Below are 23,874 nucleotides of genomic sequence, written 5' to 3' on the forward strand. Positions count from 1 at the left end.
CCCGGCCTTCACCGCCGAGCCGTTCACCGTGCACACCCGCTGGATCGAGACCGAGTGGGACAACCAGGTCCAGCCCTACGGCCCCGCCGCCGAAGCCGAGGAGGCCGAGCCGCGGCAGACCGTCGTCGTCGAGGTCGGCGGCCGCCGGCTCGAGGTCTCCCTGCCGGCCGGGCTGGCCGCCGGTGGCCCGGCACCGGCCGCCGCGGGCGCCAAGCCCCGCAAGCGCGGCGGCGGGCACGGCGGGTCGGCTGCGTCCGGTGACTCCCTCACCGCGCCCATGCAGGGCACCATCGTCAAGGTCGCGGTCGACGACGGCGCCACCGTCGCCGCCGGTGACCTGGTCGTCGTCCTCGAGGCGATGAAGATGGAACAGCCCATCACCGCCCACAAGGCCGGCACCGTCACCGGGCTGACCGCCGAGGTCGGCGCCAGCATCGGCAGCGGCGCCGTCCTCTGCACCATCAAGGACACCGAGTGACCGTCGGTCACGGCAGCCCGCCGCCTGCTGAGCCGGAGGCTCCGGAGGTGCTCCAGCTGGCCGGGGAGTTCCCGGCGGCGAGCCGTGCCCAGTGGCGGGACCTGGTGGCCGGGGTGCTGCGCAAGGCCGGCCGCGACGGGCTGCCCGAACCGGTCGAGGAGGCGCTGCGGGTGCCGGTCGCCACCGGCGTCACGGTCGCGCCGTTGTACAGCGCCGAGGACGCGGACGAGCTCCCGGCACTGGCCGGGGTGCCGGGGCTGCCGCCGTTCACCCGCGGCGCCCGGGCCGGTGCGGCAGGCGTCACCGCGGCCGGCGGTGCGGACGCCGACGTACCGACCGGCTGGGACGTGCGGCAGCGGCACGCCGACCCGGACGTGGCCGGGACCCGGGAGGCGATCGCGGCGGACCTGGAGAACGGCGTCTCGTCACTGTGGCTGGTGCTCGGTGAGGGCGCGGTGCCGGTGGAGTCGCTGGCCGATGTGCTCGCCGACGTCCTGCTGGACCTGGCCCCGGTGACGCTCTCCGGTGGGACCCCGGCCGCCGAGGCGTTCCTCGCCCTGGTCGAGGGCCGGACTGACCTGGCGCCAGGCGGCTGCCTGGGGTTGGACCCGCTCGGGCTGCTGGCCGCCACCGGTGAGCCCCAGTCGCTGGACGGGCTGGCCGACCGGGCCCGGCGCGCACCTGACGGCTGGCGGACCGTCGTGGTCGACGGGACCGTCTTCGCCGACGCGGGCGCCTCGGCGGTGGAAGAGCTCGGCTGCGCGGTTGCCGCCGGGGTGGCCTACCTGCGGGCGCTGACCGCGCAAGGCCTGACCGTCGACGAGGCCTTGGGCCAGCTGGAGTTCCGCTTCTCCGCCTCCGCGGACCAGTTCACGACGATCGCCGCGCTGCGGGCGGCCCGCCGGCTGTGGGACCGGGTGGGCGAGGCCAGCGGGGCATCCCCGGCTGCTCGGGCGATGCGGCAGCACGCGGTCACCTCCTCGGTGATGACCACCCGGCACGACCCGTGGGTGAACATGCTGCGGACGACGGTGGCCTGCTTCGCCGCTGGGGTCGGGGGCGCCGACGTGGTCACCGTGCAGCCCTTCGACGCAGCCCTCGGTCTGCCCGACGCCTTCGCTCGGCGGATCGCCCGCAACACCCAGGGCCTGCTGGTCGAGGAGGGGCACCTGGCTCGGGTGATCGACCCGGCCGGCGGCTCTTGGTACGTCGAGTCGCTGACCGAGTCCCTCGCCCAGGCGGCGTGGGCGTGGTTCACCGAGATCGAGCGAGCCGGTGGGCTGGCCGCTGCACTGTCCTCCGGGTTGGTGGCCGAGCGGATCGGGACGGCCTGGGCCGAGCGGTCGCAGCGGCTGGCCACCCGGTCCGAGGCGATCACCGGGGTGAGCGAGTTCCCCAACCCGGCGGAGAAGCTGCCGGTCCGTCGCCCGGCTCCGCCGCCGCCGTCCGGCGGGCTGCCCCGGGTGCGCACCGCGGGCGCGTTCGAGGAGCTGCGCGACGCGGTGGAGGCAGTCGAGCCCCGCCCGCGGGTGTACCTGGCCACGCTCGGCCCGGTCGCCCGGCACACCGCGCGGGCCACCTTCGCAGCCAACTTGTTCGGCGCCGGCGGCCTGCACACCCCGGCCGGCGACGGCGCCGGCGGGCTCGCCGAAGCCGGCACGACCGTCGCCTGCATTTGCGGCACCGACCGCGACTACGCCGAGCGCGCCGCGGAGCTGGCCGCCGAGCTGCGGTCGGCCGGCGCCACCCAGGTGTGGCTCGCCGGTCCGCCGTCCCTGGCGGTGGACGGCGTCGACGGGTACGCGCACGCCGGATGTGATGCACTCGCCGCAGTGCGCACCGTGCTCGAGCAGTCCCTCGGGGCAGAAATGGCCATTTCTGCCCCCGTCGACCAGGAGGCACGGGCATGAGCGGGATCCCCGACTTCGGCGCTGTGGAGCTGGGCGCCCCGGCCACCGAAGCGACCGCCGAGGACTGGGCGCAGGCTTACGAGCAAGCCACCGGGCGCAGTGTGGCCGAGGCGACGTGGCAGACCCCGGAGGGCATCGCCGTCCCGCCGCTGTCGACCGCGGCCGACCTGGCCGACGTGGACTTCCTGGACACGTACCCGGGCATCGCCCCGTACCTGCGTGGGCCGTATCCGACGATGTACACGACCCAGCCCTGGACGGTGCGGCAGTACGCCGGGTTCTCCACCGCGGCTGCGTCCAACGCCTTCTACCGGCGCAACCTCGCCGCCGGGCAGAAGGGCCTGAGCGTCGCCTTCGACCTGCCCACCCACCGCGGCTACGACTCCGACCACCCGCGGGTGGTCGGTGACGTGGGGATGGCGGGGGTGGCGATCGACTCGATCCTGGACATGCGGCAGCTGTTCGACGGCATCCCGCTGGACCGGATGAGCGTGTCGATGACGATGAACGGCGCCGTGCTGCCGGTGCTGGCGCTGTTCGTGGTCGCCGCCGAGGAGCAGGGCGTGGGCCCGGACCAGCTCACCGGGACGATCCAGAACGACATCCTCAAGGAGTTCATGGTCCGCAACACCTACATCTACCCGCCGAAGCCCTCGATGCAGATCATCAGCGACATCTTCGCGTTCACCTCCACGCAGATGCCGCGGTTCAACTCGATCTCCATCTCCGGCTACCACATCCAGGAGGCCGGGGCGACGGCCGACCTCGAGCTGGCCTACACCCTCGCCGACGGGGTCGAGTACCTGCAGGCCGGCAAGGCCGCAGGCATGGACGTGGACGTGTTCGCGCCCCGGTTGTCCTTCTTCTGGGGGATCGGCATGAACTTCTTCATGGAGGTCGCGAAGCTGCGGGCCGGCCGGCTGCTGTGGGCCAAGCTGGTCCGCGAGGCTGGGGCGCAGAAGGACAAGTCGATGTCGCTGCGCACCCACTGCCAGACCTCTGGCTGGTCGCTGACCGCACAGGACGTCTACAACAACGTCGTCCGGACCTGTCTGGAGGCGATGGCCGCCACCCAGGGGCACACCCAGTCGCTGCACACCAACGCCCTGGACGAGGCCCTCGCGCTGCCGACGGACTTCTCCGCCCGGATCGCGCGGAACACCCAGCTGCTGCTGCAGCAGGAGTCCGGGACGACGCGGGTCATCGACCCGTGGGGCGGCTCGGCGTACGTGGAGAAGCTCACCTACGACCTGGCCCGCCGGGCGTGGGCGCATATCCAGGAAGTGGCCGCGCACGGCGGCATGGCCCAGGCCATCGACGACGGCATCCCGAAGCTGCGGATCGAGGAGGCCGCCGCCCGCACCCAGGCCCGGATCGACTCGGGCCGCCAGCCGGTGATCGGGGTGAACAAGTACCGGGTGGCCGCCGACGAGGCCGTCGACGTCCTCAAGGTCGACAACAAGGACGTGCTCGCGCAGCAGAAGGCCAAGCTGGAGGAGCTGCGCGCCTCCCGCGACCCTCGGGCCGTCGAGGAGACCCTCGGCCGGCTCACCGACGCCGCCCGCGCCGCCGCCGAGGGACGACGCGACTCCTCGCTGGAGAGCAATCTGCTCAAGCTCGCCGTGAACGCCGCGCGAGCCAAGGCCACGGTCGGGGAGATCTCCGACGCACTCGAAGCCGTCTACGGCCGGCACTCCGGCCAGGTGCGCACCATCTCCGGGGTGTACCGCGACGAGGCAGGCAAGGACGGCGCCGTGGCCGACACCCGGGCGATGGCCTCGGCGTTCGCCGAGGCCGAGGGCCGCCGACCGCGGATCCTGGTCGCCAAGATGGGCCAGGACGGGCACGACCGCGGCCAGAAGGTCATCGCCACCGCCTTCGCCGACCTCGGCTTCGACGTCGACGTCGGCCCGCTGTTCCAGACCCCCGAGGAGGTCGCCCGCCAGGCCGTGGAGGCCGACGTGCACGTCGTCGGCGTCTCCTCCCTCGCCGCCGGCCACCTCACCCTGGTCCCCGCGCTGCGCGACGCCCTCGCCGCCCTCGGCGCCGACGACGTGCTCGTCGTCGTCGGCGGCGTCATCCCACCCGACGACGTCCCCACCCTGAAGGAGATGGGCGCAGCCGCGGTCTTCCCACCCGGCACCGTCATCTCCGAGGCCGCGCAGGACCTGCTGCGCACCCTGGCCCAACGACTCGGCCACTGAGCCGCACCGATTTTCCGCACGCCTGTTCGGAAAGTTGTACGGTGACTGGCATGAGCCGTCCCGATGCGTCGATCCGAGCTGAGGACCCGCGCCCCGCGCGGACTCGCGCCGCGATCTTCACCTCGGTCGAGCGACTGTCCGCCAATGCCGCCGCCGACGTCACCGTCAACGCCATCGTCCGAGGCGCCGGCGTGAGCCGTAGCGCGTTCTACGCGCAGTTCCCCGACCTGGAAGCCCTCGCCGTCGCGATGCTCGTCGACACCCTTGAGGACCTCGGCATCGCACCGGCGACACCGACGGCGACCGGGCCACCTGATGTCCGCGCGGCGATCCACCGCCTGTCATCACACATCGCGAGCCGGCGGACCTTCTACCGCGCCGCGCTCGACTGGCGGCTCACCTCCACCGTGGACGAGAAGATCGTCGACGCCTACGCGCGCCAGATCCGCGAGGTCATCCGCCTGCTCGGCGACGCTGTCCCACCCGAGCTGCGGCACGACGACGCGGCCCTGTTCATCGCCGGCGGCATGGTCTCGCTGGTCACGCGGTGGCTGCGCGACAGCGACGCCGAGCCGTACGCCGACCCGCAGGTCCTCACCGACCGCCTCCTCAGCGTGGTCCCCGGCCGGCTGACCGGCAAGACGTGATCACCAGCTCCTCCACCAACCCGGGCGCACCTTGCGTGCCACATCCGCACGCCCCGTCATCAACGACACGAGGGACATCATGAGCAGGACAACGGTCATCACCGGTGCGGCATCGGGGATCGGCAAGGCGACCGCCGAGCGGCTGCGCGCCGACGGGCAGAAGGTCATCGGCGTCGACCTCAGAGACGCCGACGTCACCGCGGACCTGAGCACCGACGAGGGGCGCGCATCGCTGGTCGAGCAGGTCTCGGCCCAGAGCAACGGTCAGGTCGACGCCGTCATCGCCGTCGCTGGCCTCGTCGCCCCCAGCCCGGTCACCATCAGCGTCAACTACTTCGGCGCCAAAGCCGCGGCCGAGGACCTCCGTCACCTGCTGGTCCGGTCCGCGGCTCCCCGAGCCGTGGTGGTCTCCTCCATCGCCGCCATCCAGGAGACCGACAACGCACTCTTCGAGCGCCTGATGGCCGGCGACGAGGCCGGCGCACGCCGAGAGGCCGAGCGGATCGGCACGACGCTCAACGCCTCCGGGGGTAGCCCGGTGTACACGACCTCCAAGTACGCCATCGCCCGATGGGTCCGCGCAGCCGCCCCCACCCCGGAGTGGGCCGGGGTAGGCATCGCACTCAACGCGGTCGCCCCCGGCGTCATCGCGACACCGATGACCGCTCCGGTCCTGGCCACCGTCGAGGGCCGCGCGATGCTCGATGCAGGTGCGCCGTCGCCCCTCAACGGCCCGGCGGCGCCGCCAGAGGCCCCGGCCGCCCTGCTCGCCTGGCTGGCCAGCGCCGAGAACACGCACGTGACCGGACAGGTCATCTTCATCGACGGTGGCGCAGAGAGCATCCACCGGCCCGAGTCCATCTGACCGAGCGCGCCGCTGGCCGGATCCGCAGCGCCGCACGATTGACGTCACCCCGCGCCCACTCCCCCGCCGCGATACGCAGCCGCGACCGCGCCAGGTCGACGTCGGGTCCCTTTGGTCGCCGTTTGCTCGACCTGATCCGCGAGTTCATCCGGATGCACACATGCCGACCTCCACGGGCGGAGAAGACCTCCACCGTGCCCTGGCTGTGGCCGAATTCCCGGGTGGGCCGGACGGCGTCGACGCTCATCCGTTTCGGCTCCGAGTCCAGGCCCGGCGCGGGCGCCATGTCGATGACCTCCCGGTCGACGGGCGAGGAAGGCACGGAGGGCGTCGTTCGCACGCCTCTCGACTCGTGCACGCGACATCGGGGTCCGACGAGTGGACTGCTCAAACCCCGCGCGGCGGCCCGGGGATGCGGTCCCTGTCGTATGTGATCTCGCTGTACCCGTGCGGGACCGGTCGCCCGTCCTCGCCGAGGTTCACGAAGACGATCTTGTCGATGCTCAGGATCAGCTCTCGCGTGATCATGTTGCGGACCTGAGCCCGCAGCGTCAACGAGGTGCGACCGAACCCAGTGGCGGTCAGGCCCATCTCGATCATGTCGCCCTGCTCCGCGGAGGCGACGAAGTCGATCTCGGACATGTACTTGGTGACTGCGCGCTGGTTGCCGAGTTGGACGATGGCGTAGATCGCTGCCTCTTCGTCGATCCACTTGAGCAGGCTGCCGCCGAACAGCGTCCCGTTGGCGTTCAGGTCCTCCGGCTTGACCCACTTGCGGGTACGGAAGTCGATCTCGGGCTTCGTCACGGCCCGGACCATAGCGAGGCCGAGCGGACCGAGATGCTTCTCGCCCGCTGACGATGTTGCAGGCAGGTCGAGGCTTCTCCCTGTGCGGACCGAGGACCTCCACGTCTTGCCGCGTAGTCCCGCCGCCTCGGTCGACCGTGGCAGTACTGACGAGCAGATGCACCCGACACTCTCCCAGGACGCCACTCTGAGCTGAGCTTCGCCGTCCGGCAGCCAGGATCTGGACCAACGACCCCTTGACGCGCGGACATGGGCGACAGGGCACCGACATGCCCAAGTCCTCCGGCTCGCTTCTCGCCAGGCCTCGCCCGGCCCGCGGGGAAGATGCGCGTCCCCGGACACCTACACCGGCCCGGCCTGGTCAGCTCCAGACGAGACTGGGGACAGCGATGACCCTCCCTGGACCGGGACGGACGCTGATTGACGTCCGACGGACCTGCCGGGCGCGCACCCGTGGAGGGGTCTCCGCGGCGTGCCGGCGGCCAGCGCACCCAGGAGGGCTGCTGTGTGCGACCCGCGCCTGCCGGACTCCTACCCGACCACCTGGCGGCCTGCCCGGGAGCGAGTACAGCAGCCCGTTGCTGTAAACGGCGCCCACGATAACGCGAGAGGCGGGCCGTCCGGATGGACAACCCGCCTCTGACCTGCGGTTTCACTGTCGGGCTGACAGGATTTGAACCTGCGACCCCTTGACCCCCAGTCAAGTGCGCTACCAAGCTGCGCTACAGCCCGAGCTCCGAGCGCCTCGCGGCGCTCGATCGCTGCCGGAGCAGGTTACCCCAGCCGCTCCCCCGCCCGGAGAACCGGGTCAGGCCTTGTGGTGGTCGCGCGCCTTGGTGTCCCGCACCTTGACCGAGACGTCGATCGGGGTGCCGTGGAAGCCGAACTGCTCGCGCAGCCGGCGTTCCAGGAACCGCCGGTAGCCGGCCTCGAGGAAGCCGGTGGAGAAGACCACGAACCGCGGCGGCCGGATGTCGGCCTGGGTCACGTACTTGATCTTCGGCGCCTTGCCCCCGCGGGCCGGCGGCGGCGTCTCCTGCACCAGCGCGCGGATGAAGGTGTTCAGCTCCGCGGTCGGCACCCGGGTCTCCCAGCCCGCCAGCGCCTCCTCGAGGTGCCCGGCCAGCTTGGCCACCCCGCGGCCGGTCAGCGCCGAGATGTTGACCCGGCTGGCCCACTTCACCCGGGCCAGGTCGCGGTCGATCTCCTTCTCCAGCTGGGCGTGCCGGTCCTCGTCGAGGGTGTCCCACTTGTTGAAGGCGATCACCAGCGCGCGGCCGGCCTCGATCACCTGGGTGATCACCCGCTGGTCCTGCTCGCTGATCACCTCGTCGGCGGCCAGCAGCACGACGGCCACCTCGGCCGCCTCGATCGCGGCCTCGGTGCGCAGGCTGGCGTAGTACTCGGTGCCGCTGGCGGTGTTCACCCGGCGGCGCAGGCCGGCGGTGTCGACGAACCGCCACTCCTCCCCGCCGATCGTCACGATCGAGTCGACCGGGTCCACGGTGGTGCCCGCGACCGAGTCGACGACCGACCGCTCCTCCTTGGACAGCCGGTTGATCAGGCTGGACTTGCCGACGTTCGGCCGGCCGACCAGCGCGACCCGGCGAGGGCCGCCGACCTCGTCGGTCTCCCGCGGCGCCTCCGGCATGGCGTCGAGCACCAGGTCGAGCAGGTCACCGCTCCCCCGGCCGTGCAGTGCGCTGACCGGGAACGGCTCCCCCAGCCCCAGCGACCACAGCTCGGCGGCGCCGGCCTCGCTGCGCTCGTCGTCGACCTTGTTGGCCACCAGGATCACCGGCGTCGTGCTGCGCCGGAGCACCCGGGCGGCGGCCAGGTCGGTCTCGGTGGCCCCCACGGAGGCGTCCACGACCAGCACGACCACGTCGGCGGTCTTCATCGCGTACTCGGCCTGCCGGGCGATCGCCGCGGCCATGCCGGTCGCCTTGGGCTCCCAGCCGCCGGTGTCGACGACGGTGAAGTTCTTGCCGTTCCACAGCGCCTGGTACGGGATCCGGTCCCGGGTGACGCCGGGGACGTCCTGCACCACCGCGGCGCGCCGGCCGATGAACCGGTTGACCAGGGTCGACTTGCCGACGTTCGGCCGGCCGACGACCGCCACCACCGGCAGCGGGCCGGTGGGCTCGTCGAGGGCGGGCGGGAGGTCGATGTCGCTCATGCGGGCTCTCCTACTGCTGTGCGGGCCAGCTCGAGCACGCGCTCGACGACGGCCTCGCGGTCCAGCCCGGTGCTGTCGACGACCACGGCGTCGGCAGCAGGGCGCAGCGGGCTGTCGGCCCGGCTGCTGTCGTACTCGTCCCGGCGGCGCAGGTCGGCGGCGATCTGGGCGATCCGGGCGGGGTCGGTGACCCCGAGCTGCCCGGCGCGGCGGTCGGCGCGCGCCTCGGGGGCGGCGGTCAGGTAGACCTTCAGGGTGGCGTCGGGCAGCACGACCGTGCCGATGTCCCGGCCCTCGACGACGACGGCGTGCGCCTCGCCGACCAGCGCGCGCTGCCGGTCGACCAGCAGCCGGCGCACCGCGGGGACGGCGCTCACCGGCGACACCGCACGGGTGACCTCGGTGCCGCGGATCCGCTCGGCGACGTCCACGCCGTCGACCAGCACCACCTCGGCGTCGGCCGCCGTCCCGACCTGGATGTCGGCCGCCGCGACCGCGTGCGCGATGCCCTCGGCGTCGTCCAGGTCGACCCCGGCGTCCAGCACCGCGACGGTGGCCGCCCGGTACATCGCGCCGGTGTCCAGGTAGGCCGCGCCGAGTTCGGTGGCCACGGCGCGGGCGACGCTGGACTTCCCCGTCCCCGACGGCCCGTCCAGCGTGACCTGCCCGCGGAACCCGCTCACTGGGCGATGTCCCGTCGCAGGGCCACGGCGCCGCGCAGGTACACGTGCTGCACGTCGGCGCGGGACCGCGACGTCTCGACGTGCGCCATCAGCCGGAGCACCCGCGGCAGGGCGTGCGGGACGGCGATCTCGGTGGCGCACATCAGCGGGACGTCACCGAGCCCCAGCTCCCGCGCGGCCAGCGCCGGGAACTCCGACACCAGGTCGGGGGTGGCGGTGAACAGGATGCTGATCAGGTCCGCCGGGTCGAGCGCGTTGCGCTCCAGGACGGTGCTGACGAGCTCGCGCGTGGCGCCCAGCACCTCGTCGCGGTCGTCGGCGGCCACCTGTGTCGCACCCCGGATGGCTCGGACGGCCACAGCACTCTCCTCGATCGATGCGGTGCACGGGTCGCCGTGCACCTCGGTCGAGTCTACGGAGCCCGCGCCACCTCTCCCGACGGACGGCGGGAGAGGTGGCGAGCGGCTCAGCCGAGCGGTGCCAGGCCCCAGCTGGCGGTGGTCGACTCCCCCGGCTCCAGCCGGATCACCGACTCGCCGGTGGCGAACGCGTTCGGCGGGCAGGTCATCGGCTCGACCGCCAGCCCCTGCCGGCGGCGCGGCTCGGGCACCACGTCACCGGTGAACAGCTGCAGGTGGGTGTAGGCGCCGTCCAGCCACAGCGCGGTGCCGCGACCGTCGGGCCCGGCGAACCGGACCCAGGCCAGCCCGTCGGCGTCCCGCTCGAGGTCGGTGAAGCAGTGGTCGATGACCAGGTCACCGACCAGCCGGCCGGCGCGCAGGTCGTACGGCGTGCCGGCCACCTCCGCCGACCCGACGGGCAGCGCCCGCTCGTCGGTCTCCAGCCGCGTCGCGCCGGGGGCGGTCAGCGTGCAGTCGTCGACGTGCAGGCCGGCGCCCGCGGCGAGGTAGGGGTGGTGCCCCTCGCCGTAGGGCAGCGCCTCGTCGCCGTCGTTGGTGGCGGTGGTCTGCACGCGCAGCCCGTCCGGGGTCAGCTCGTAGCCGACCTCCAGCCGCAGCGTCCACGGGTAGCCCGGCTGCGGGTGCAGCAGGTGCTGCAGCCGGACCGAGTCGCTGGTCCGGTCGACCACCTGCCAGGGCAGGTAGCGCACCAGGCCGTGGATGGCGTTGCCGGTCGCCGCCTCCGACAGCGGGGTCTCGTGCTCCTCGCCGTCCCAGCGGAACCGGCCGTCGCGCAGCCGGTTGGGCCACGGCGCGAGCACCTGGCCGCGGGCGTTGGCGGCCATCTCCCGCTCGCCGAACCCGTCGAGCAGGTCGCGGCCGCCGGACCGGTAGGTGCGCAGCCCGCCACCGACCTCGACGACGACGGCCTCCGCGTCGGCCGAGCGCAGGACGTACTGCTCGCCGGTGGGCAGCGCCGTCACCCGAGGCGCTCGCCGCTGCCGACGTCGAACAGGTGCACGTGCCCGCGGCGCGGGGTGACGTGGAAGACCTCGCCCTTGGCCGGGGGACGACGACCGTCGACGCGCGCGATGATCTGGTGCTCGCCGTCGCCGACCCGGGTGCGGCCGTAGACGTAGGCGTCCGCGCCGAGCTCCTCCACGACGTCCACCTCGATCGGCAGGCCCTGGGCCGACACCTCGAGGTCCTCCGGCCGGACGCCGAGGGTGACCTGGTCCTCCCCGGTGCGGCCGAGCACGTCCCGGAAGACGGGGTAGACGTCGTCGCCGAAGGAGACGCCGCCGTCGACCTGGTCGAGGGTGAACAGGTTCATCGCCGGCGAGCCGATGAAGCCGGCCACGAACACGTTCCTCGGCTGGTCGTAGAGCTCGCGCGGCTTGCCGACCTGCATGAGCAGGCCGTCCTTGAGCACCGCGACCCGGTCGCCCATGGTCATGGCCTCGACCTGGTCGTGGGTGACGTAGACGGTGGTGACCTCCAGCCGGCGCTGCAGCTGGGCGATCTGGGTGCGGGTCTGCACCCGCAGCTTGGCGTCGAGGTTGGACAGCGGCTCGTCCATCAGGAACACCTGCGGGCTGCGCACGATGGCCCGGCCCATGGCGACCCGCTGGCGCTGGCCACCGGACAGCGCCTTGGGCTTGCGGTCCAGGTAGTCCTCGAGGTCCAGCAGCCGGGCGGCCTCCTTGACCCGGGTGGCGATCTCGTCCTTGCCGACCTTGGCCATCTTCAGCGCGAAGCCCATGTTGTCCGCCACGGTCATGTGCGGGTACAGCGCGTAGTTCTGGAACACCATCGCGATGTCCCGGTCCTTGGCGGCGACGTCGGTGACGTCGCGGCCGCCGATCCGGATGGCGCCCTCGTCGACCTCCTCCAGCCCGGCCAGCATGCGCAGCGACGTGGACTTCCCGCAGCCGGACGGACCGACCAGGACCAGGAACTCGCCGTCCTCGACGTCGAGGTCCAGCGCGTCGACCGCGGGGCGGTCGGCGCCGGCGTAGCGGCGGGTCGCGCGGTCGTAGGTGACTGACGCCATGGGGTGTGCTCCTCCTACCGGCAGGAACGTGCCGGACGATCCGAGTGGGTCGGTACACGGTGGTGCTGTGCTGGTCGAGCCGCGCTCCCCGCGGCCGGCCCGACGTGGGTGGGTCAGGTGCGGTCCGCGGTCAGGTCGCGGACCTCGGCGTACCGCTCGCGGACGTGCGGGACCGCGTCGGCCTCGTAGGTCTCCGTGCTCGTCGCCGGCCACACCGGCGGCGTGCTGCCCCCGGCCAGCACCCAGGCCGCCTGGCGGGCGGCGCCGTCGGCGACGTACTCGCCGGGCGGGGGCACGAGCACCGGCACGCCGAGGACGGCGGGCGCCAGCCGGCGGACCGCCTCCGAGCGGGCGCCGCCGCCGACCAGGAAGACCCGGCGCACCGGGTTGCCCAGCGCGGCGATGGCGTCCAGCCCGTCGGCGAGCCCGCAGAGCAGGCCCTCGACGGCGGCCCGGGCCAGGTGCGCCGGGTCGGCGGTGCCCAGCGTCAGCCCGTGCAGCGCGCCGGTGGATCGCGGCTTGTCCGGCGTCCGCTCGCCCTCCAGGTAGGGCACCAGCACCAGCCCGCCGGACCCGGCCGGCGCGCTGAGCGCCAGCCGGGACAGCTCGGCGTGGTCGACGCCGAGCAGCCGTGCGGTGGCGTCCAGCACCCGGGCGGCGTTGAGGGTGACCGTCAGCGGCAGGAAGTTGCCGGTCGCGTCGGCGAACCCGGCGACCGTGCCGGAGGGGTCCGCGCTCGGGGTCGCCGAGACGGTGGAGACCACGCCTGAGGTGCCGATGGAGATGACCACGTCGCCGGGCTCGGCGTTGATGCCGAGGGCCGCGGCGGCGTTGTCCCCGGTGCCGGGCCCCAGCAGGGCACCACCGTCGGCCCCGAGGGCACCGGCGGCGACGACGCCGGCCTCCTCGGCCGGCCCCAGCACCCGGGGCAGCACCGCGTCCCGGCCGAACGCCCGCTGCAGCAGGTCGGTCCGGTACTCGCCGGTGTGCGTCGACCAGTACCCGGTGCCGCTGGCGTCGCCGCGGTCGGTGACGAGCGCGTCGAGCCCCGGTGTGCCGGCCAGCTGCCAGGTGAGCCAGTCGTGCGGCAGGCAGACCGCCGCCGTCCGGGCCGCGTTGTCCGGCTCGTGCTCGGCCAGCCAGCGCAGCTTCGTGACGGTGAACGACGCGACCGGCACCAGCCCGACCGCCTCGGCCCAGGCCCGGCCCCCGCCGAGCTCGGCGGTCAGGTCGGTCGCCGCCTGGGCCGACCGGGTGTCGTTCCACAGCAGCGCCGGACGGACCACCTCGCCGGCCTCGTCGAGGCAGACCATCCCGTGCTGCTGCCCGCCCACGGCGACCGCGGCGACGTCGGCGAGGCCGCCGGCCTCGCCGATCGCCGTCCGCAGCGCCGTGGCCCAGGCGGCGGGGTCGACCTCCGTGCCGTCCGGGTGCGACGCCCGGCCCTCGCGGACCAGGGCGCCGGTCCCGGCGTCCCGGACGACGACCTTGCACGACTGGGTCGACGAGTCGACCCCCGCCACCAGGGTCATGTCAGCGGGCGCCGAGCAGGTGCTCGATCATCAGCTGGTCGACCCGGACGACGCCGGCGCCGCGGGTGGCGACGGTCTCGGCGTCGAACTCCTCCAGCGCCGAGCGGTCGGCGAGCAGCTCCTCGAAGGTCTCGCCCTCGCCGAGGGTCGGGGTGCGCAGCTCCGGCACGCGGGCGGCGGCCAGCGCCTCCTGCACCTCGGGGTCGGCGCGGAAGGCCGCGGCCCGCTCCTTGAGCAGCAGGTAGGTGCGCATGTTGGCCGCGGCCGAGCGCCACACGCCGTCCATGTCCTCGGTGCGCAGCGGCTTGTAGTCGAAGTGCCGCGGGCCCTGGTAGGCCGGGGCGCCGTCGACGCCGCCGTTCTCCAGCAGGTCGACGGTGGAGAACGCCTGCAGCAGGTCGCCGTGGCCGAACACCAGGTCCTGGTCGAACTTGGGCCCGTGCTGGCCGTTCAGGTCGATGTGGAACAACTTGCCGGCCCACAGCGCCTCGGCGATGCCGTGCGTGAAGTTCAGGTTGGCCATCTGCTCGTGCCCGGTCTCCGGGTTGAGGCCGACCAGGTGCGCGTGCTCGAGCTTGGCGATGAAGCCCAGCGCGTGCCCGATGGTGGGCAGGAAGATGTCGCCGCGGGGCTCGTTCGGCTTGGGCTCCAGGGCGAAGCGCAGGCCGTAGCCGCGGGCCTCGGAGTAGGCGGCCAGGGTGTCGATGGCCTCGGCGTAGCGGTCCAGCGAGGCGATGAGGTCCTTGGCCATGTCGACCTCGGCGCCCTCGCGGCCGCCCCACAGCACGTAGGTCTGCGCGCCGAGCTCGGCGGCCAGGTCCATGTTGCGCATGACCTTGCGCATGGCGAACCGGCGGACCTCGCGGTCGTTGGCGGTGAGCCCGCCCTCCTTGAACACCGGGTGGGTGAACAGGTTCGTCGTCACCATCGGGACGACGAGACCGGTCTCGTCGATGGCGGTGCGGAAGCGCTTGATCCGCTCGTCGCGGGCGGCGGTGTCGCTGCCGAAGGGGATGACGTCGTCGTCGTGGAACGTGACGCCGTAGGCCCCCATCTCGGCCAGCCGGTGCACGGACTCGACCACGTCGACCTCGGGACGGGTGGCGTCACCGAACGGGTCGCGGGCGGTCCAGCCGACCGTCCACAGGCCGAACGTGAACTTGTCCTCGGGGGTCGGCTGCAGGGTGCTCATCACTGAGTTCCTCTCGCTGGGTGGAGCGGGCGGGTGCGCACCGGGGACCGGCGTGCGACCGGCGCGGGCCGGTCGCCGGAGTGGGTCACCCGGTGGGGCAATGATTTTGTATCGCCTCGAAACATAAGGCTTGGAGCGGCTAACCTCAACAGGTGACGCAGCGACCGGCCGACGTGCCCAGCGGGGCCCGGCAGGCCACCCTGCGGACGACGAACCTGGGCCTCGCCCTGCGCACCGTGTGCGCCTCGCCGACGCCCACCTCGCGGTCGGACATCGCCGCGGCGACCGGGATGACCCGGGCGACCGCCGCGCGGCTGGTCGACGAGCTGGTGGCCGGTGGGCTGCTCGACGAGGTGGCGCGCGAGGCGCTCCCCCGACGCGGCCGGCCGGCCACGCCGCTGCTGCCCGGCGCCTGCTTCGCCGCGCTCGGCCTGCAGGTCGACGCGGGGCTGGTGGCCGCCCGGGTGCTCGACCTGCGCGGCCGGACGGTCGCCGAGCGGGTCGAGCTGGGCGACTTCCGGGCGAGCGACCCGGCCGGCACCTTCGCCCGGCTGCGGGCCGTCGCCGCCGAGGTGCTCGCCGCGCTGGCGCCGGGCGTGCGCCTGGTCGGGGCCGGCCTCGCCCTGCCCGGGCTGGTCGACGAGGACGCCGGCGTGCTGCTGCGCGCCCCCAACCTCGGCTGGTCGGACCTGCCCACCGCCGAACTGCTGGCCGGCTGCGTGCCGCCGGAGGTGTCCGTGGTGCTCGGCAACGAGGCCGACCTCGCCGCCCGGACCGTCGCCGCGGAGGCGCCGGGCCGCGCCGGGCCGCACCGCGACTTCCTCTACCTCTCCGGGCAGATCGGCATCGGCGGGGCCGTGGTCCTCGACGGCCGGGTGGTCACCGGCAGCTCCGGCTGGGCCGGCGAGGTGGGCCACGTCTGCGTCCGCCCCGACGGGCCCCCGTGCACCTGCGGGTCGACCGGCTGCCTGGAGCTCTACGCCGGCCGGCACGCGCTGCTGCACGCCGCCGGGCTCGCGCCGGACGTGCCCTCCCCCGAGCTGGCCGACCGGGTCCGCGCCGGCGACCCGGCGGCGACCGGTGCGCTGGGCACCGGCGCCTGGGCCCTCGGCGTGGCCCTGGCCGGCGTGGTCAACGTCGTCGGCATCCCGACCGTCGTGCTGGGCGGGCACCTGGCCGAGCTCGCCGCGCTGCTGCGCCCCGCCCTCGAACGGCACCTGGCCGACCGGGTGCTGTCCGCCCGTTGGCAGGCCCCCCGCATCGTCGGCGCGCAGGGCCCGCCGGCGGCCGGGGCCAGCGGCGCGGCGCTGCGGGCACTGGACGTCGTCCTGGCCGACCCGGCGCGCTTCCTCGGCTGACCCGAGCGCGATGACCTCCACCGGGTGGGCCGCTACTTGCCGAAGCCGGCGGTGAGCCCGCCCAGCAGGTAGCGCCGTCCGACGAGGTACAGCACGAAGATCGGCACCACCGACAACGTGACCGCGGCCAGCAGGCCGGGCACGTTCACGCCGAACTGCCCCTGGAAGTCCACCAGGCCCAGGGTCAGCACCCGGGTGTCGCGGGACTGGGTGAGCACCAGGGGGAAGAGGAAGCCGTTCCAGGCGTTCAGCGCGGTGAACACCGACACCGTGGTGATCGCCGGCTTGGCCAGCGGGAGCACCAGGTTGCGCAGCACCGCGGCCGGGCCGGCGCCGTCGAGGGTCTGCGCCTCGTACAGCTCCTTGGGCACGTCACGCAGGCTGTTGGTCATCACCAGCATCGCCACCGGCAGCGCGAAGGCGGCCGTCGGCAGGATGATCGCCAGCAGGGTGTCGTAGAGCCGCAGCTGGGTGATCAGCAGGTAGACCGGGATGATCGTCGCCTGCGCGGGGATGGCCAGGCCGACCAGCATGATCGAGAACATCCGCTGCACCAGCGGGCCGGCGTTGCGGGCCACGGCGTAGGCCGCCGGCACGGTCACGGCCAGCACGATGAGCACGGTGGCCACCGTGACGATGACGTTGTTGAGCAGGTACGTGGGGAACCCGCCGGACAGGACCGTCCGGTAGTTCTCCAGCGTCGGGTCCGTCGGGGGCTTCAGCGGGCTGGTCGACAGGTAGTCCTGCCGGGTCCGGAAGCTGGCCGCGACCAGGAAGTACAGCGGGACGGCGACGATCACCAGCCAGATCGCGGCGAGGATGCCGGCCAGGCCGTTGGGGCGCTCGCGCCGGCCGCCGGAGCTGCGGCGGCCGCGGCGGGGGCGGACCGGGCCGGCCGCGGCGCCGGCCGGGGTCTCCGGGAGGGTGGCGGTCTGGGCCACGGTCACACGCCTTCCTGCTGGCTCTGCATGGTGCGGAACCCGGAGGCCCGCGTGACCACCAGCGACAGCCCCGCGCCCAGCGCCAGCAGCAGCACCGACAGGGCGCTGGCGTAGCCGAACTCGAACCCGCTGAAGCCGGTGATGTACATGTACAGCGGCGCGATGCGCGTCGCCGTCCCGGGCCCACCGCCGGTGAGGATCAGGACGGTGTCGAAGGTCGTGAACGACCCGACCAGCATCAGCACCGTCGAGGTGATGATCGTGTACCGCAGCAGCGGCAGGGTGATCTGGAAGAACTGCTTGTAGCGGCCCGCGCCGTCGATCGTCGCGGCCTCGTACAGGCTCGCCGGGATGCCCCGGGCGGCGGCTTGGTAGAGCAGCGTGTGGAACGGCACGTACTGCCAGGTGATCACGAAGACCACCGTGTAGACGACGATCTCGGTGTTGCCGAGGAAGTTGAAGCGGTCCAGGAACGGCAGCGACTGGGTCACGCCGAAGTTCACGTCGAGCACCGACCGCCACAGCAGCGCGATGGCGGCGGTGCTCAGCAGCAGCGGCAGGAAGAACAGCGAGCTGAGCACGGCCCGGTTGAGCTGCTTGCCGGCTGCCCAGACCCCGATCATGAGGGCGATCGGGGTCTGGACCAGCCAGGACAGGACCATGAACACGAGGGTCAGCACCAGGGCGTCACGGGCCTCGCCGTCCTGGGCGAGCCGGCTCCAGTTCCCCGCCCCGGAGGGCTGGGGGAAGCCGAAGCCGTCCCAGTCGGTGAAGCTGAGGTAGACGACCAGCAGCATCGGCACCACCGCGAACAGCCCGAAGAACAGGACTGCCGGTGCCGCGTACCAGGCAGACGGACGCTGGTGCGTCGCCTGCTCCGAGGACCCTCGTGCGCTCATGACCTACCGTTCTCGGTTGTTTCTCAGCCGGCCAGGGAGTCGATGAAGCCCTGGGCGTCGAGCTCGCCCAGGAACAGGCGGGACAGCGACTCCAGCATCTGCGTGGCCTGGTCGGCGGAGAGGTCCTGGTCCCAGCTCAGCTGGAAGTTGGACGCCTCGACGGTGGCGTCGTACACGAAGGTCGTGTAGTCGGCGTTGTCGCCGGACTCCAGCTGGTCACGCACACCGGCCACCGGCGGGACGTCGCCGGCCTCGATCAGGCTGGTGACGTACTCGTCGCTGGTCAGCTGGGTGGTCAGGAACTCCTCGGCCGCGTCCTTGTTCTCGGAGTCAGCGGTCAGAGAGTAGAAGTTCGAGACGTTGCCGACCAGGTTCGACGGGTCCCCGGCGCCACCGGTCACGGCCGGGAACAGGGTGTAGCCCAGGTCGCCGCTGGTGACGAAGTCGGGCTGCTGGTCGAGCTGGTTGGTGTACTCCCACGTGCCCATGAGGTGGAACCCGGCGTCGCCGCGGGCCAGGATGGTGGAGGCGCCACCGACGTCGTAGCCGACCGAGGCGAACTCGTCACCGAAGGCGTCGTGGTTCTGGATGAGGTCGGTGAGCATCGTCATCGCCTCGAGCACCTGCGGCTGCTCCCAGCCGCCGTTCACGCCGTCCCGGATGTTCTGGAACACCTCGGGGCCGCCGACCCGGTCGAGCAGGTACTCCGCCCACATCAGCTCGGTCCACGGCTGGTTGCCGGCCAGCGCGATCGGGGTCTTGCCCGCCGCGTTCAGGCCGTCGACCGCGGTGAGCAGCTCGTCCCAGGTGGTCGGCACCGAGACGCCGGCCTCGTCGAGGACGGCCTTGTTGTAGAAGAGGACGACGGGCTGCATGCCGCGCATCGGCAGGCCGTAGTTCTTGCCGTCCAGCACCGCGCCGTTGAGCACGCTGGGCAGGAAGGCGTCGCGCACCTCGGGGTTCTCGTCCAGCAGCGGGGTCAGGTCCTCGATCTTGCCGGCGTCGACGTACTCCTTGAGGTTGCCGCCGCCCCAGTTGAAGAAGAGGTCGGGGGCCTGCGGCGAGCCGATGGCCGTGCGCAGCCGCTGCTTGTAGGGGTCGTTGCCGAAGGTCGCGAGCTCGAACTCGACGTCGCTGTCGGTGGAGTCGGCGAAGCGGTCGATCGAGCCCTGCTCGATCGGGTTGAGGACGGGGTCCTGGAGGGCCCACACCTGGGCGGAGCCGCCCCCGCCGCCGCCACCGCCGCCTGCGCTCGGGCCCGAGGACCCGCACGCAGCGACCGATGAGAGCAGGACGAGGGTGCTGGCAGCAGTGGCCACACGGGTCAGACGCCGGGAGTTCATCCCAAGCCACCTTTCCTGTTTCGTCGTTGAAAACCGAAAGTTTCGAGCAGTTGCGAGAACGTAAGCCACGTCACCGACGAGTGTCAACGCGGCCTGCAGCGGGCGTGTCCAGCTCGTTATGGAACCGATTCGCCGCCCCAGTTGGCACCCTGTGACGTCGTGGCGGCTTCCAGATCTCCGAAAGTTTCGGTACGGTCCACCACACGCCGACAGCGACGCCGGCCCGACCGCGGTTGCTGCGGTGGGCAGGCTCGGGACACCTGGGTCGGCACCGAGCGAGGACCGGGAGGGCCGTACCCAGTGCCATCACCAGAGCTGGGCCGACCAACGCTGGCGAGCATCGCCGCGGCGGCAGGGGTGTCGCTGCCCACGGTCTCCAAGGTCGTCAACGGCAAGACCGACGTCGCCGCGGCCACCCGTGCCCACGTCCAGCAGCTGCTGGCGGAGCACAAGTACGTGCCGGTGACCCGGAAGGCGCCGACCGACGTGCTGGTCGACGTCGTCTTCACCGCGCTGGACAGCCCGTGGGCGGTGGAGATCCTGCGCGGGGTGACCGAGAGCGGCCTGGAGGTCGTCGTCTCCTCGCAGTCCCGGACGCCGGACAAGGACTGGGTGCAGGCGCTGATCGCCGGCGGCCGGCGCGGCGCGCTGGTGGTCACCTCCCGGCTCACCGCGGCCGACCAGCGCCGGCTGGGCCGCTCGAAGCTGCCGGTCGTCGTCATCGACCCCGTCGACATGCCCGGGCAGGACGTGCCGAGCGTCGGCGCCACCAACTGGGCCGGCGGGCTGGCCGCGACCGAGCACCTCGTCGAGCTCGGCCACCGGCGGATCGCGGTGGTCGGCGGGCCGCAGGACTTCCTGTGCAGCCGCGCCCGCATCGACGGGTACCGGGCCGCGCTGGAGCGGGCCGGCATCGCGGTCGACCCGGAGCTGGTGCGGCACGGCAACTTCCACCACGAGGGCGGCTACGACCAGGCCCGCGCCCTGCTCGCGCTCCCCGACCCGCCGACGGCGGTCTTCGCCGGCAGCGATGAGCAGGCCTTCGGCGTGATGGAGGCCGCCCGGCAGGCCGGCCTGTCGGTGCCCGCCGACCTGAGCGTCGTCGGCTTCGACGACCTGCCCATGGCCCGCTGGTCGTCCCCGCCGCTGACCACGGTCCGCCAGCCGCTCGCCGACATGGGCCGGATGGCCGGCCGGATGCTGCACGAGCTGATCGACGGCGGCGAGCTGGCCAGCCAGCGGGTCGAGCTGGCCACCCACCTCGTGCCGCGCGCCTCCACCGCCGCCCCCCGTCCCCGCTGACCCGCCTCTCCCGCTCCCTCCCCCCGCTCCGCCACCACCTGCACCGCCGGGACCCGGCGCTCACCTGTCGCGCCGCCCCGGCGCCCTCACCACCCCCAGGAGCCCTGCTCGTGACCGACAGCCAGTCCCCGCCCGCCCTCGACGCCGAGGCCACGGCCGCCGCCGCCGTCTGGCGCGACCCGTCCCGCCCGGTCGCCGACCGGGTCGACGCGCTGATGGGCGTCATGACCCTCGAGGAGAAGGTCGCCCAGCTCTACGGTGTCTGGACCGCGATCTCCGAGGGCGAGGAGGTCGCCCCCAACCAGCACGAGTTCTCCGAGCCGATGCCGCCGTGGGAGGAGCTGACCGCCCCCGGCCTCGGCCAGCTGACCCGGGTCTTCGGCACCGGGCCGGTCGAGCCGGCGATCGGGGCCAAGGTCCTCGCCCAGACCCAGCGCGGCATCGTCGACGGGTCGCGGCTCGGCATCCCGGCCATCGCGCACGAGGAGTGCCTGACCGGCTTCACCGCCTGGGGCGCGACGGTCTTCCCGACGCCGCTGGCGTGGGGCGCCTCCTTCGACGCCGCGACCGTGCACGCCATGGCCCGGGGCATCGGCGACGTCATGCGCTCGGTCGGGGTGCACCAGGGCCTGTCCCCCGTGCTCGACGTGTCCTTCGACCACCGCTGGGGCCGCACCGAGGAGACCATCGGCGAGGACCCGTACCTGGTCGCCGCGCTGGGCTCGGGCTACACCCGGGGGCTCGAGGACGCCGGCATCGTCGCCACGCTGAAGCACTTCGCCGGCTACTCGGCCTCGTCGTCCGGCCGCAACCACGCCCCGGTGCGGATGGGCCCGCGCGAGTTCGCCGACGTCGTCCTGCCGCCGTTCGAGACGGCGCTGCGCGAGGGCGGCGCCCGCTCGGTGATGAACAGCTACGCCGCCGTCGACGGGGTGCCCGCCGGCGCCGACCCGGCGCTGCTCACCGACCTGCTGCGCGGCCACCTCGGCTTCGACGGCGTGGTCGTCGCCGACTACTTCGCGGTCTCCTTCCTGGAGACGACGCAGGGCGTGGCCGGCTCCCCCGCCGAGGCCGCCGTGCTCGCGCTGACCGCCGGCATCGACGTCGAGCTGCCGACGGTGCGCTGCTACGGCGAGCCGCTGCTGGAGCTGATCCGCTCCGGCGCGGTGCCGGTCGGGCTGGTCGACCGGGCGCTGGAGCGCGTGCTGCGGCAGAAGGCCGAGCTCGGCCTGCTCGACGCCGGCTGGGACCCCGAGCCCGCCGCCCTGCGGTCGGCCGACGAGCTGGACTTCGACCCGCCGGCGATGCGCGCCCTGGCCCGCACGCTGGCCGAGCGGTCGGTCGTGCTGCTCGACGACCGGGCCGGGGTGCTCCCGCTGCAGGGCCCGGCCTCGGTCGCGGTCGTCGGACCGGCCGCGGACGACGTGCTCGCCCTGATGGGCTGCTACGCCTTCCCCAACCACGTCGGCGTGCAGCACCCCGGCATGCCGCTGGGCATCGAGCTGCCGACCTTGCTGGAGCGGGTGCGGACCGAGTTCCCCTCCGCGGCGGTCTCCTACGCGGCCGGCTGCCCGGTGCAGGAGCCGGACACCAGCGGCATCGCCGAGGCCGTCCGCACCGCGCAGGACGCCGACGTCGTCCTCGCCGTGCTCGGCGACCGGGCCGGGCTGTTCGGCCGCGGCACCTCCGGCGAGGGCTGCGACGCCGACGACCTGAAGCTGCCCGGCTCGCAGGCGGAGCTGCTGGACGCGCTGCTGGACACCGGCAAGCCCGTCGTCGTCGTGCTGCTCACCGGCCGGCCCTACGCGCTGGGTGCCGTCGTCGACCGGGCCGCCGCCGTCGTCCAGGCGTTCTTCCCGGGCGAGGAGGGCGCCGGCGCCGTCGCCGGTGTGCTCAGCGGCCGGGTCAACCCCTCCGGCCGGCTGCCGGTGCAGGTCGCCCGCACCCCCGGCGGCTCGCCGGCGACCTACCTCTCCCCGGCCCTGGCCCGGAGGAGCGGGATCAGCTCGGCCGACCCGACGCCGGCCTTCCCCTTCGGGCACGGGCTGTCGTACACGACGTTCGGCTGGTCGGACCTGTCGGTGTCCGGTGCCGAGGACGGCGCCTGGCCGACCGACGGTGCGGTCACCGTCTCCTGCACGGTGCGCAACACCGGCGCCCGCTCCGGCGCGGACGTCGTCCAGCTGTACCTGCACGACCCGGTGGCCAGCGTGGTGCGCCCGGTGCGCCAGCTGGTCGGCTTCGCCCGGGTCGAGCTGGCGGCCGGGGCGGCCGCGCGGGTCACGTTCACCGTGCACGCCGACCGGACGTCGTTCACCGGGCGCGACCTGCGGCGGGTCGTGGAGGCCGGGGACGTCGTCCTGCAGCTGGGCGCCTCGAGCGAGGACCTGCGGCTGACGGCCCCGCTGCGGCTCACCGGGCCGGACCGCGTCGTCGGCGCCGACCGCGTGCTCACCACCCCGGTGGAGGTCACGCCGCTGTAGAGCCGCCGACCGGCCCTGCTGCAGGGGCCCGCCGCGAGCCTGCGAGCGGTGGGGGGCAGGAGGGTCCTTCCTCAGGCGCCGGTGGTGCCGTCGATCCGCTCGCGCAGCAGGTCCGCGTGGCCGGCGTGCCGGGCGTACTCCGCCGTCATGTGGCCGTAGACCCACCGCAGCGTGACCTGCGCCCCCAGGAAGGGGCTGGTCTCGTCCAGGCGGCGCCCGGCGGCCGCGGTCCGGCTGCGGGCCACCTCGTCCTCCCAGGTGGCGCGGGCGGAAGCGAAGGTCGCGTCGTCGGCGAGGTCGAAGCCGCCGTCCTGGCCGGTGGGCTCCCCGGTGACGGCGTAGATCGGCGGGACCTCCTCACCGAGGAGCACCCGGCAGAACCAGTTCCGCTCGACCTCGGCCGCGTGCTGGAGCAGCCCCAGGAGCGTCAGCGGCGACGGGGGCACCGCGGCCGAGCGCAGCTGCTCGTCGGTGAGGCCCTCGCAGCGGGCGACGAGGGTGGCCCGGTAGAAGTCGAGCCAGCCCTCCAGCGTCGCCCGCTCGTCGGCCTGCAGTGGCGGCATCACGCGGTCGGTCGTCACGCGCCAATCGTGTCAG

General features: G+C 73.4%; 20 protein-coding genes and 1 tRNA gene. 8 read left to right on the plus strand and 13 right to left on the minus strand.

Annotation, left to right across the window (positions count from 1 at the left end):
- The 5 genes from HL054_RS21305 to HL054_RS21325 all read left to right on the plus strand — a co-directional run.
- The coding region (locus tag HL054_RS21305) for an acetyl-CoA carboxylase biotin carboxyl carrier protein subunit (RefSeq protein ID WP_369141130.1) at positions 1–478 on the plus strand (478 nt) is incomplete at its 5' end.
- Complete coding sequence (locus HL054_RS21310) at positions 475–2,388, plus strand: methylmalonyl-CoA mutase subunit beta (RefSeq protein WP_369141131.1); 1,914 nt, start codon at positions 475–477, stop codon at positions 2,386–2,388. The genes HL054_RS21305 and HL054_RS21310, both read left to right, overlap by 4 nt.
- A complete protein-coding gene (gene scpA / locus HL054_RS21315; RefSeq protein ID WP_369141132.1) occupies positions 2,385–4,592 on the plus strand; it encodes a methylmalonyl-CoA mutase in 2,208 nt (735 codons plus the stop codon). The genes HL054_RS21310 and scpA overlap by 4 nt, the downstream gene beginning before the upstream one ends.
- Before the next feature lie 50 nt (positions 4,593–4,642).
- Positions 4,643–5,239 (plus strand): TetR/AcrR family transcriptional regulator, encoded by a 597-nt coding sequence (locus HL054_RS21320; RefSeq protein WP_369141194.1) that lies wholly within the window; start codon positions 4,643–4,645, stop codon positions 5,237–5,239.
- Between the two features lie 79 nt (positions 5,240–5,318).
- Positions 5,319–6,104, plus strand: a complete 786-nt coding sequence (locus tag HL054_RS21325) for an SDR family oxidoreductase (RefSeq protein ID WP_369141133.1) — start codon at positions 5,319–5,321, stop codon at positions 6,102–6,104.
- Between the two features lie 387 nt (positions 6,105–6,491).
- On the opposite strand, the gene HL054_RS21330 is transcribed toward HL054_RS21325, so the two are convergent.
- The 9 genes from HL054_RS21330 to xylA all read right to left on the minus strand — a co-directional run bounded on the left by HL054_RS21330 (position 6,492) and on the right by xylA (position 14,951).
- The gene (locus HL054_RS21330; RefSeq protein WP_369141134.1) at positions 6,492–6,911 is read right to left on the minus strand and encodes an acyl-CoA thioesterase; all 420 of its coding nucleotides are present in this window, start codon (positions 6,909–6,911) and stop codon (positions 6,492–6,494) included.
- 658 nt (positions 6,912–7,569) lie between these two features.
- A tRNA-Pro gene (locus tag HL054_RS21335) sits at positions 7,570–7,643 on the minus strand.
- Between the two features lie 76 nt (positions 7,644–7,719).
- On the minus strand, positions 7,720–9,090 hold the full coding sequence (der, locus tag HL054_RS21340; protein ID WP_369141135.1) for a ribosome biogenesis GTPase Der: 1,371 nt from the start codon (positions 9,088–9,090) through the stop codon (positions 7,720–7,722).
- Entirely contained in the window at positions 9,087–9,773 is a 687-nt protein-coding gene (gene cmk, locus HL054_RS21345; RefSeq protein WP_369141136.1) for a (d)CMP kinase, read from the minus strand. Before cmk ends, der begins: the two co-directional genes overlap by 4 nt.
- A complete protein-coding gene (aroH, locus tag HL054_RS21350) occupies positions 9,770–10,174 on the minus strand; it encodes a chorismate mutase (protein WP_369141137.1) in 405 nt (134 codons plus the stop codon). Before aroH ends, cmk begins: the two co-directional genes overlap by 4 nt.
- Positions 10,175–10,239: 65 nt before the next feature.
- Positions 10,240–11,157 (minus strand): aldose 1-epimerase family protein, encoded by a 918-nt coding sequence (locus HL054_RS21355; protein ID WP_369141138.1) that lies wholly within the window; start codon positions 11,155–11,157, stop codon positions 10,240–10,242.
- Positions 11,154–12,227, minus strand: a complete 1,074-nt coding sequence (locus tag HL054_RS21360) for an ABC transporter ATP-binding protein (RefSeq protein WP_369141139.1) — start codon at positions 12,225–12,227, stop codon at positions 11,154–11,156. The genes HL054_RS21355 and HL054_RS21360 overlap by 4 nt, the downstream gene beginning before the upstream one ends.
- A 113-nt stretch (positions 12,228–12,340) precedes the next feature.
- The gene (gene xylB, locus HL054_RS21365; protein WP_369141140.1) at positions 12,341–13,759 is read right to left on the minus strand and encodes a xylulokinase; all 1,419 of its coding nucleotides are present in this window, start codon (positions 13,757–13,759) and stop codon (positions 12,341–12,343) included.
- Between the two features lies 1 nt (position 13,760).
- Complete coding sequence (xylA, locus tag HL054_RS21370) at positions 13,761–14,951, minus strand: xylose isomerase (RefSeq protein WP_369141141.1); 1,191 nt, start codon at positions 14,949–14,951, stop codon at positions 13,761–13,763.
- Between the two features lie 152 nt (positions 14,952–15,103).
- Between xylA and HL054_RS21375 the strand changes: the two genes are divergently transcribed.
- Positions 15,104–16,309, plus strand: a complete 1,206-nt coding sequence (locus HL054_RS21375; RefSeq protein ID WP_369141142.1) for an ROK family transcriptional regulator — start codon at positions 15,104–15,106, stop codon at positions 16,307–16,309.
- 32 nt (positions 16,310–16,341) lie between these two features.
- Here the strand turns inward: HL054_RS21375 and HL054_RS21380 are convergent, their stop codons facing one another.
- From HL054_RS21380 to HL054_RS21390, 3 genes are read right to left on the minus strand one after another with little or no spacing between them, the layout of a single operon-like run.
- Entirely contained in the window at positions 16,342–17,250 is a 909-nt protein-coding gene (locus tag HL054_RS21380; protein ID WP_369141143.1) for a carbohydrate ABC transporter permease, read from the minus strand.
- A gap of 2 nt (positions 17,251–17,252) precedes the next feature.
- A complete protein-coding gene (locus tag HL054_RS21385; protein ID WP_369141144.1) occupies positions 17,253–18,149 on the minus strand; it encodes a carbohydrate ABC transporter permease in 897 nt (298 codons plus the stop codon).
- A 23-nt stretch (positions 18,150–18,172) separates the two neighbouring features.
- Positions 18,173–19,492: an extracellular solute-binding protein gene (locus HL054_RS21390; protein ID WP_369141146.1), complete on the minus strand. Its 1,320-nt coding sequence runs from the start codon at positions 19,490–19,492 to the stop codon at positions 18,173–18,175.
- Between the two features lie 300 nt (positions 19,493–19,792).
- Between HL054_RS21390 and HL054_RS21395 the strand changes: the two genes are divergently transcribed.
- Positions 19,793–20,794: a LacI family DNA-binding transcriptional regulator gene (locus tag HL054_RS21395; protein WP_369141147.1), complete on the plus strand. Its 1,002-nt coding sequence runs from the start codon at positions 19,793–19,795 to the stop codon at positions 20,792–20,794.
- Between the two features lie 110 nt (positions 20,795–20,904).
- A complete protein-coding gene (locus HL054_RS21400; protein WP_369141149.1) occupies positions 20,905–23,277 on the plus strand; it encodes a glycoside hydrolase family 3 N-terminal domain-containing protein in 2,373 nt (790 codons plus the stop codon).
- 71 nt (positions 23,278–23,348) lie between these two features.
- On the opposite strand, the gene HL054_RS21405 is transcribed toward HL054_RS21400, so the two are convergent.
- The gene (locus HL054_RS21405) at positions 23,349–23,858 is read right to left on the minus strand and encodes a DinB family protein (protein ID WP_369141150.1); all 510 of its coding nucleotides are present in this window, start codon (positions 23,856–23,858) and stop codon (positions 23,349–23,351) included.
- Positions 23,859–23,874: the final 16 nt, after the last annotated feature.

The organism is Modestobacter versicolor (assembly GCF_041028285.1).
In the GTDB taxonomy this organism is placed as follows: Bacteria; Actinomycetota; Actinomycetes; order Mycobacteriales; family Geodermatophilaceae; genus Modestobacter; species Modestobacter versicolor_A.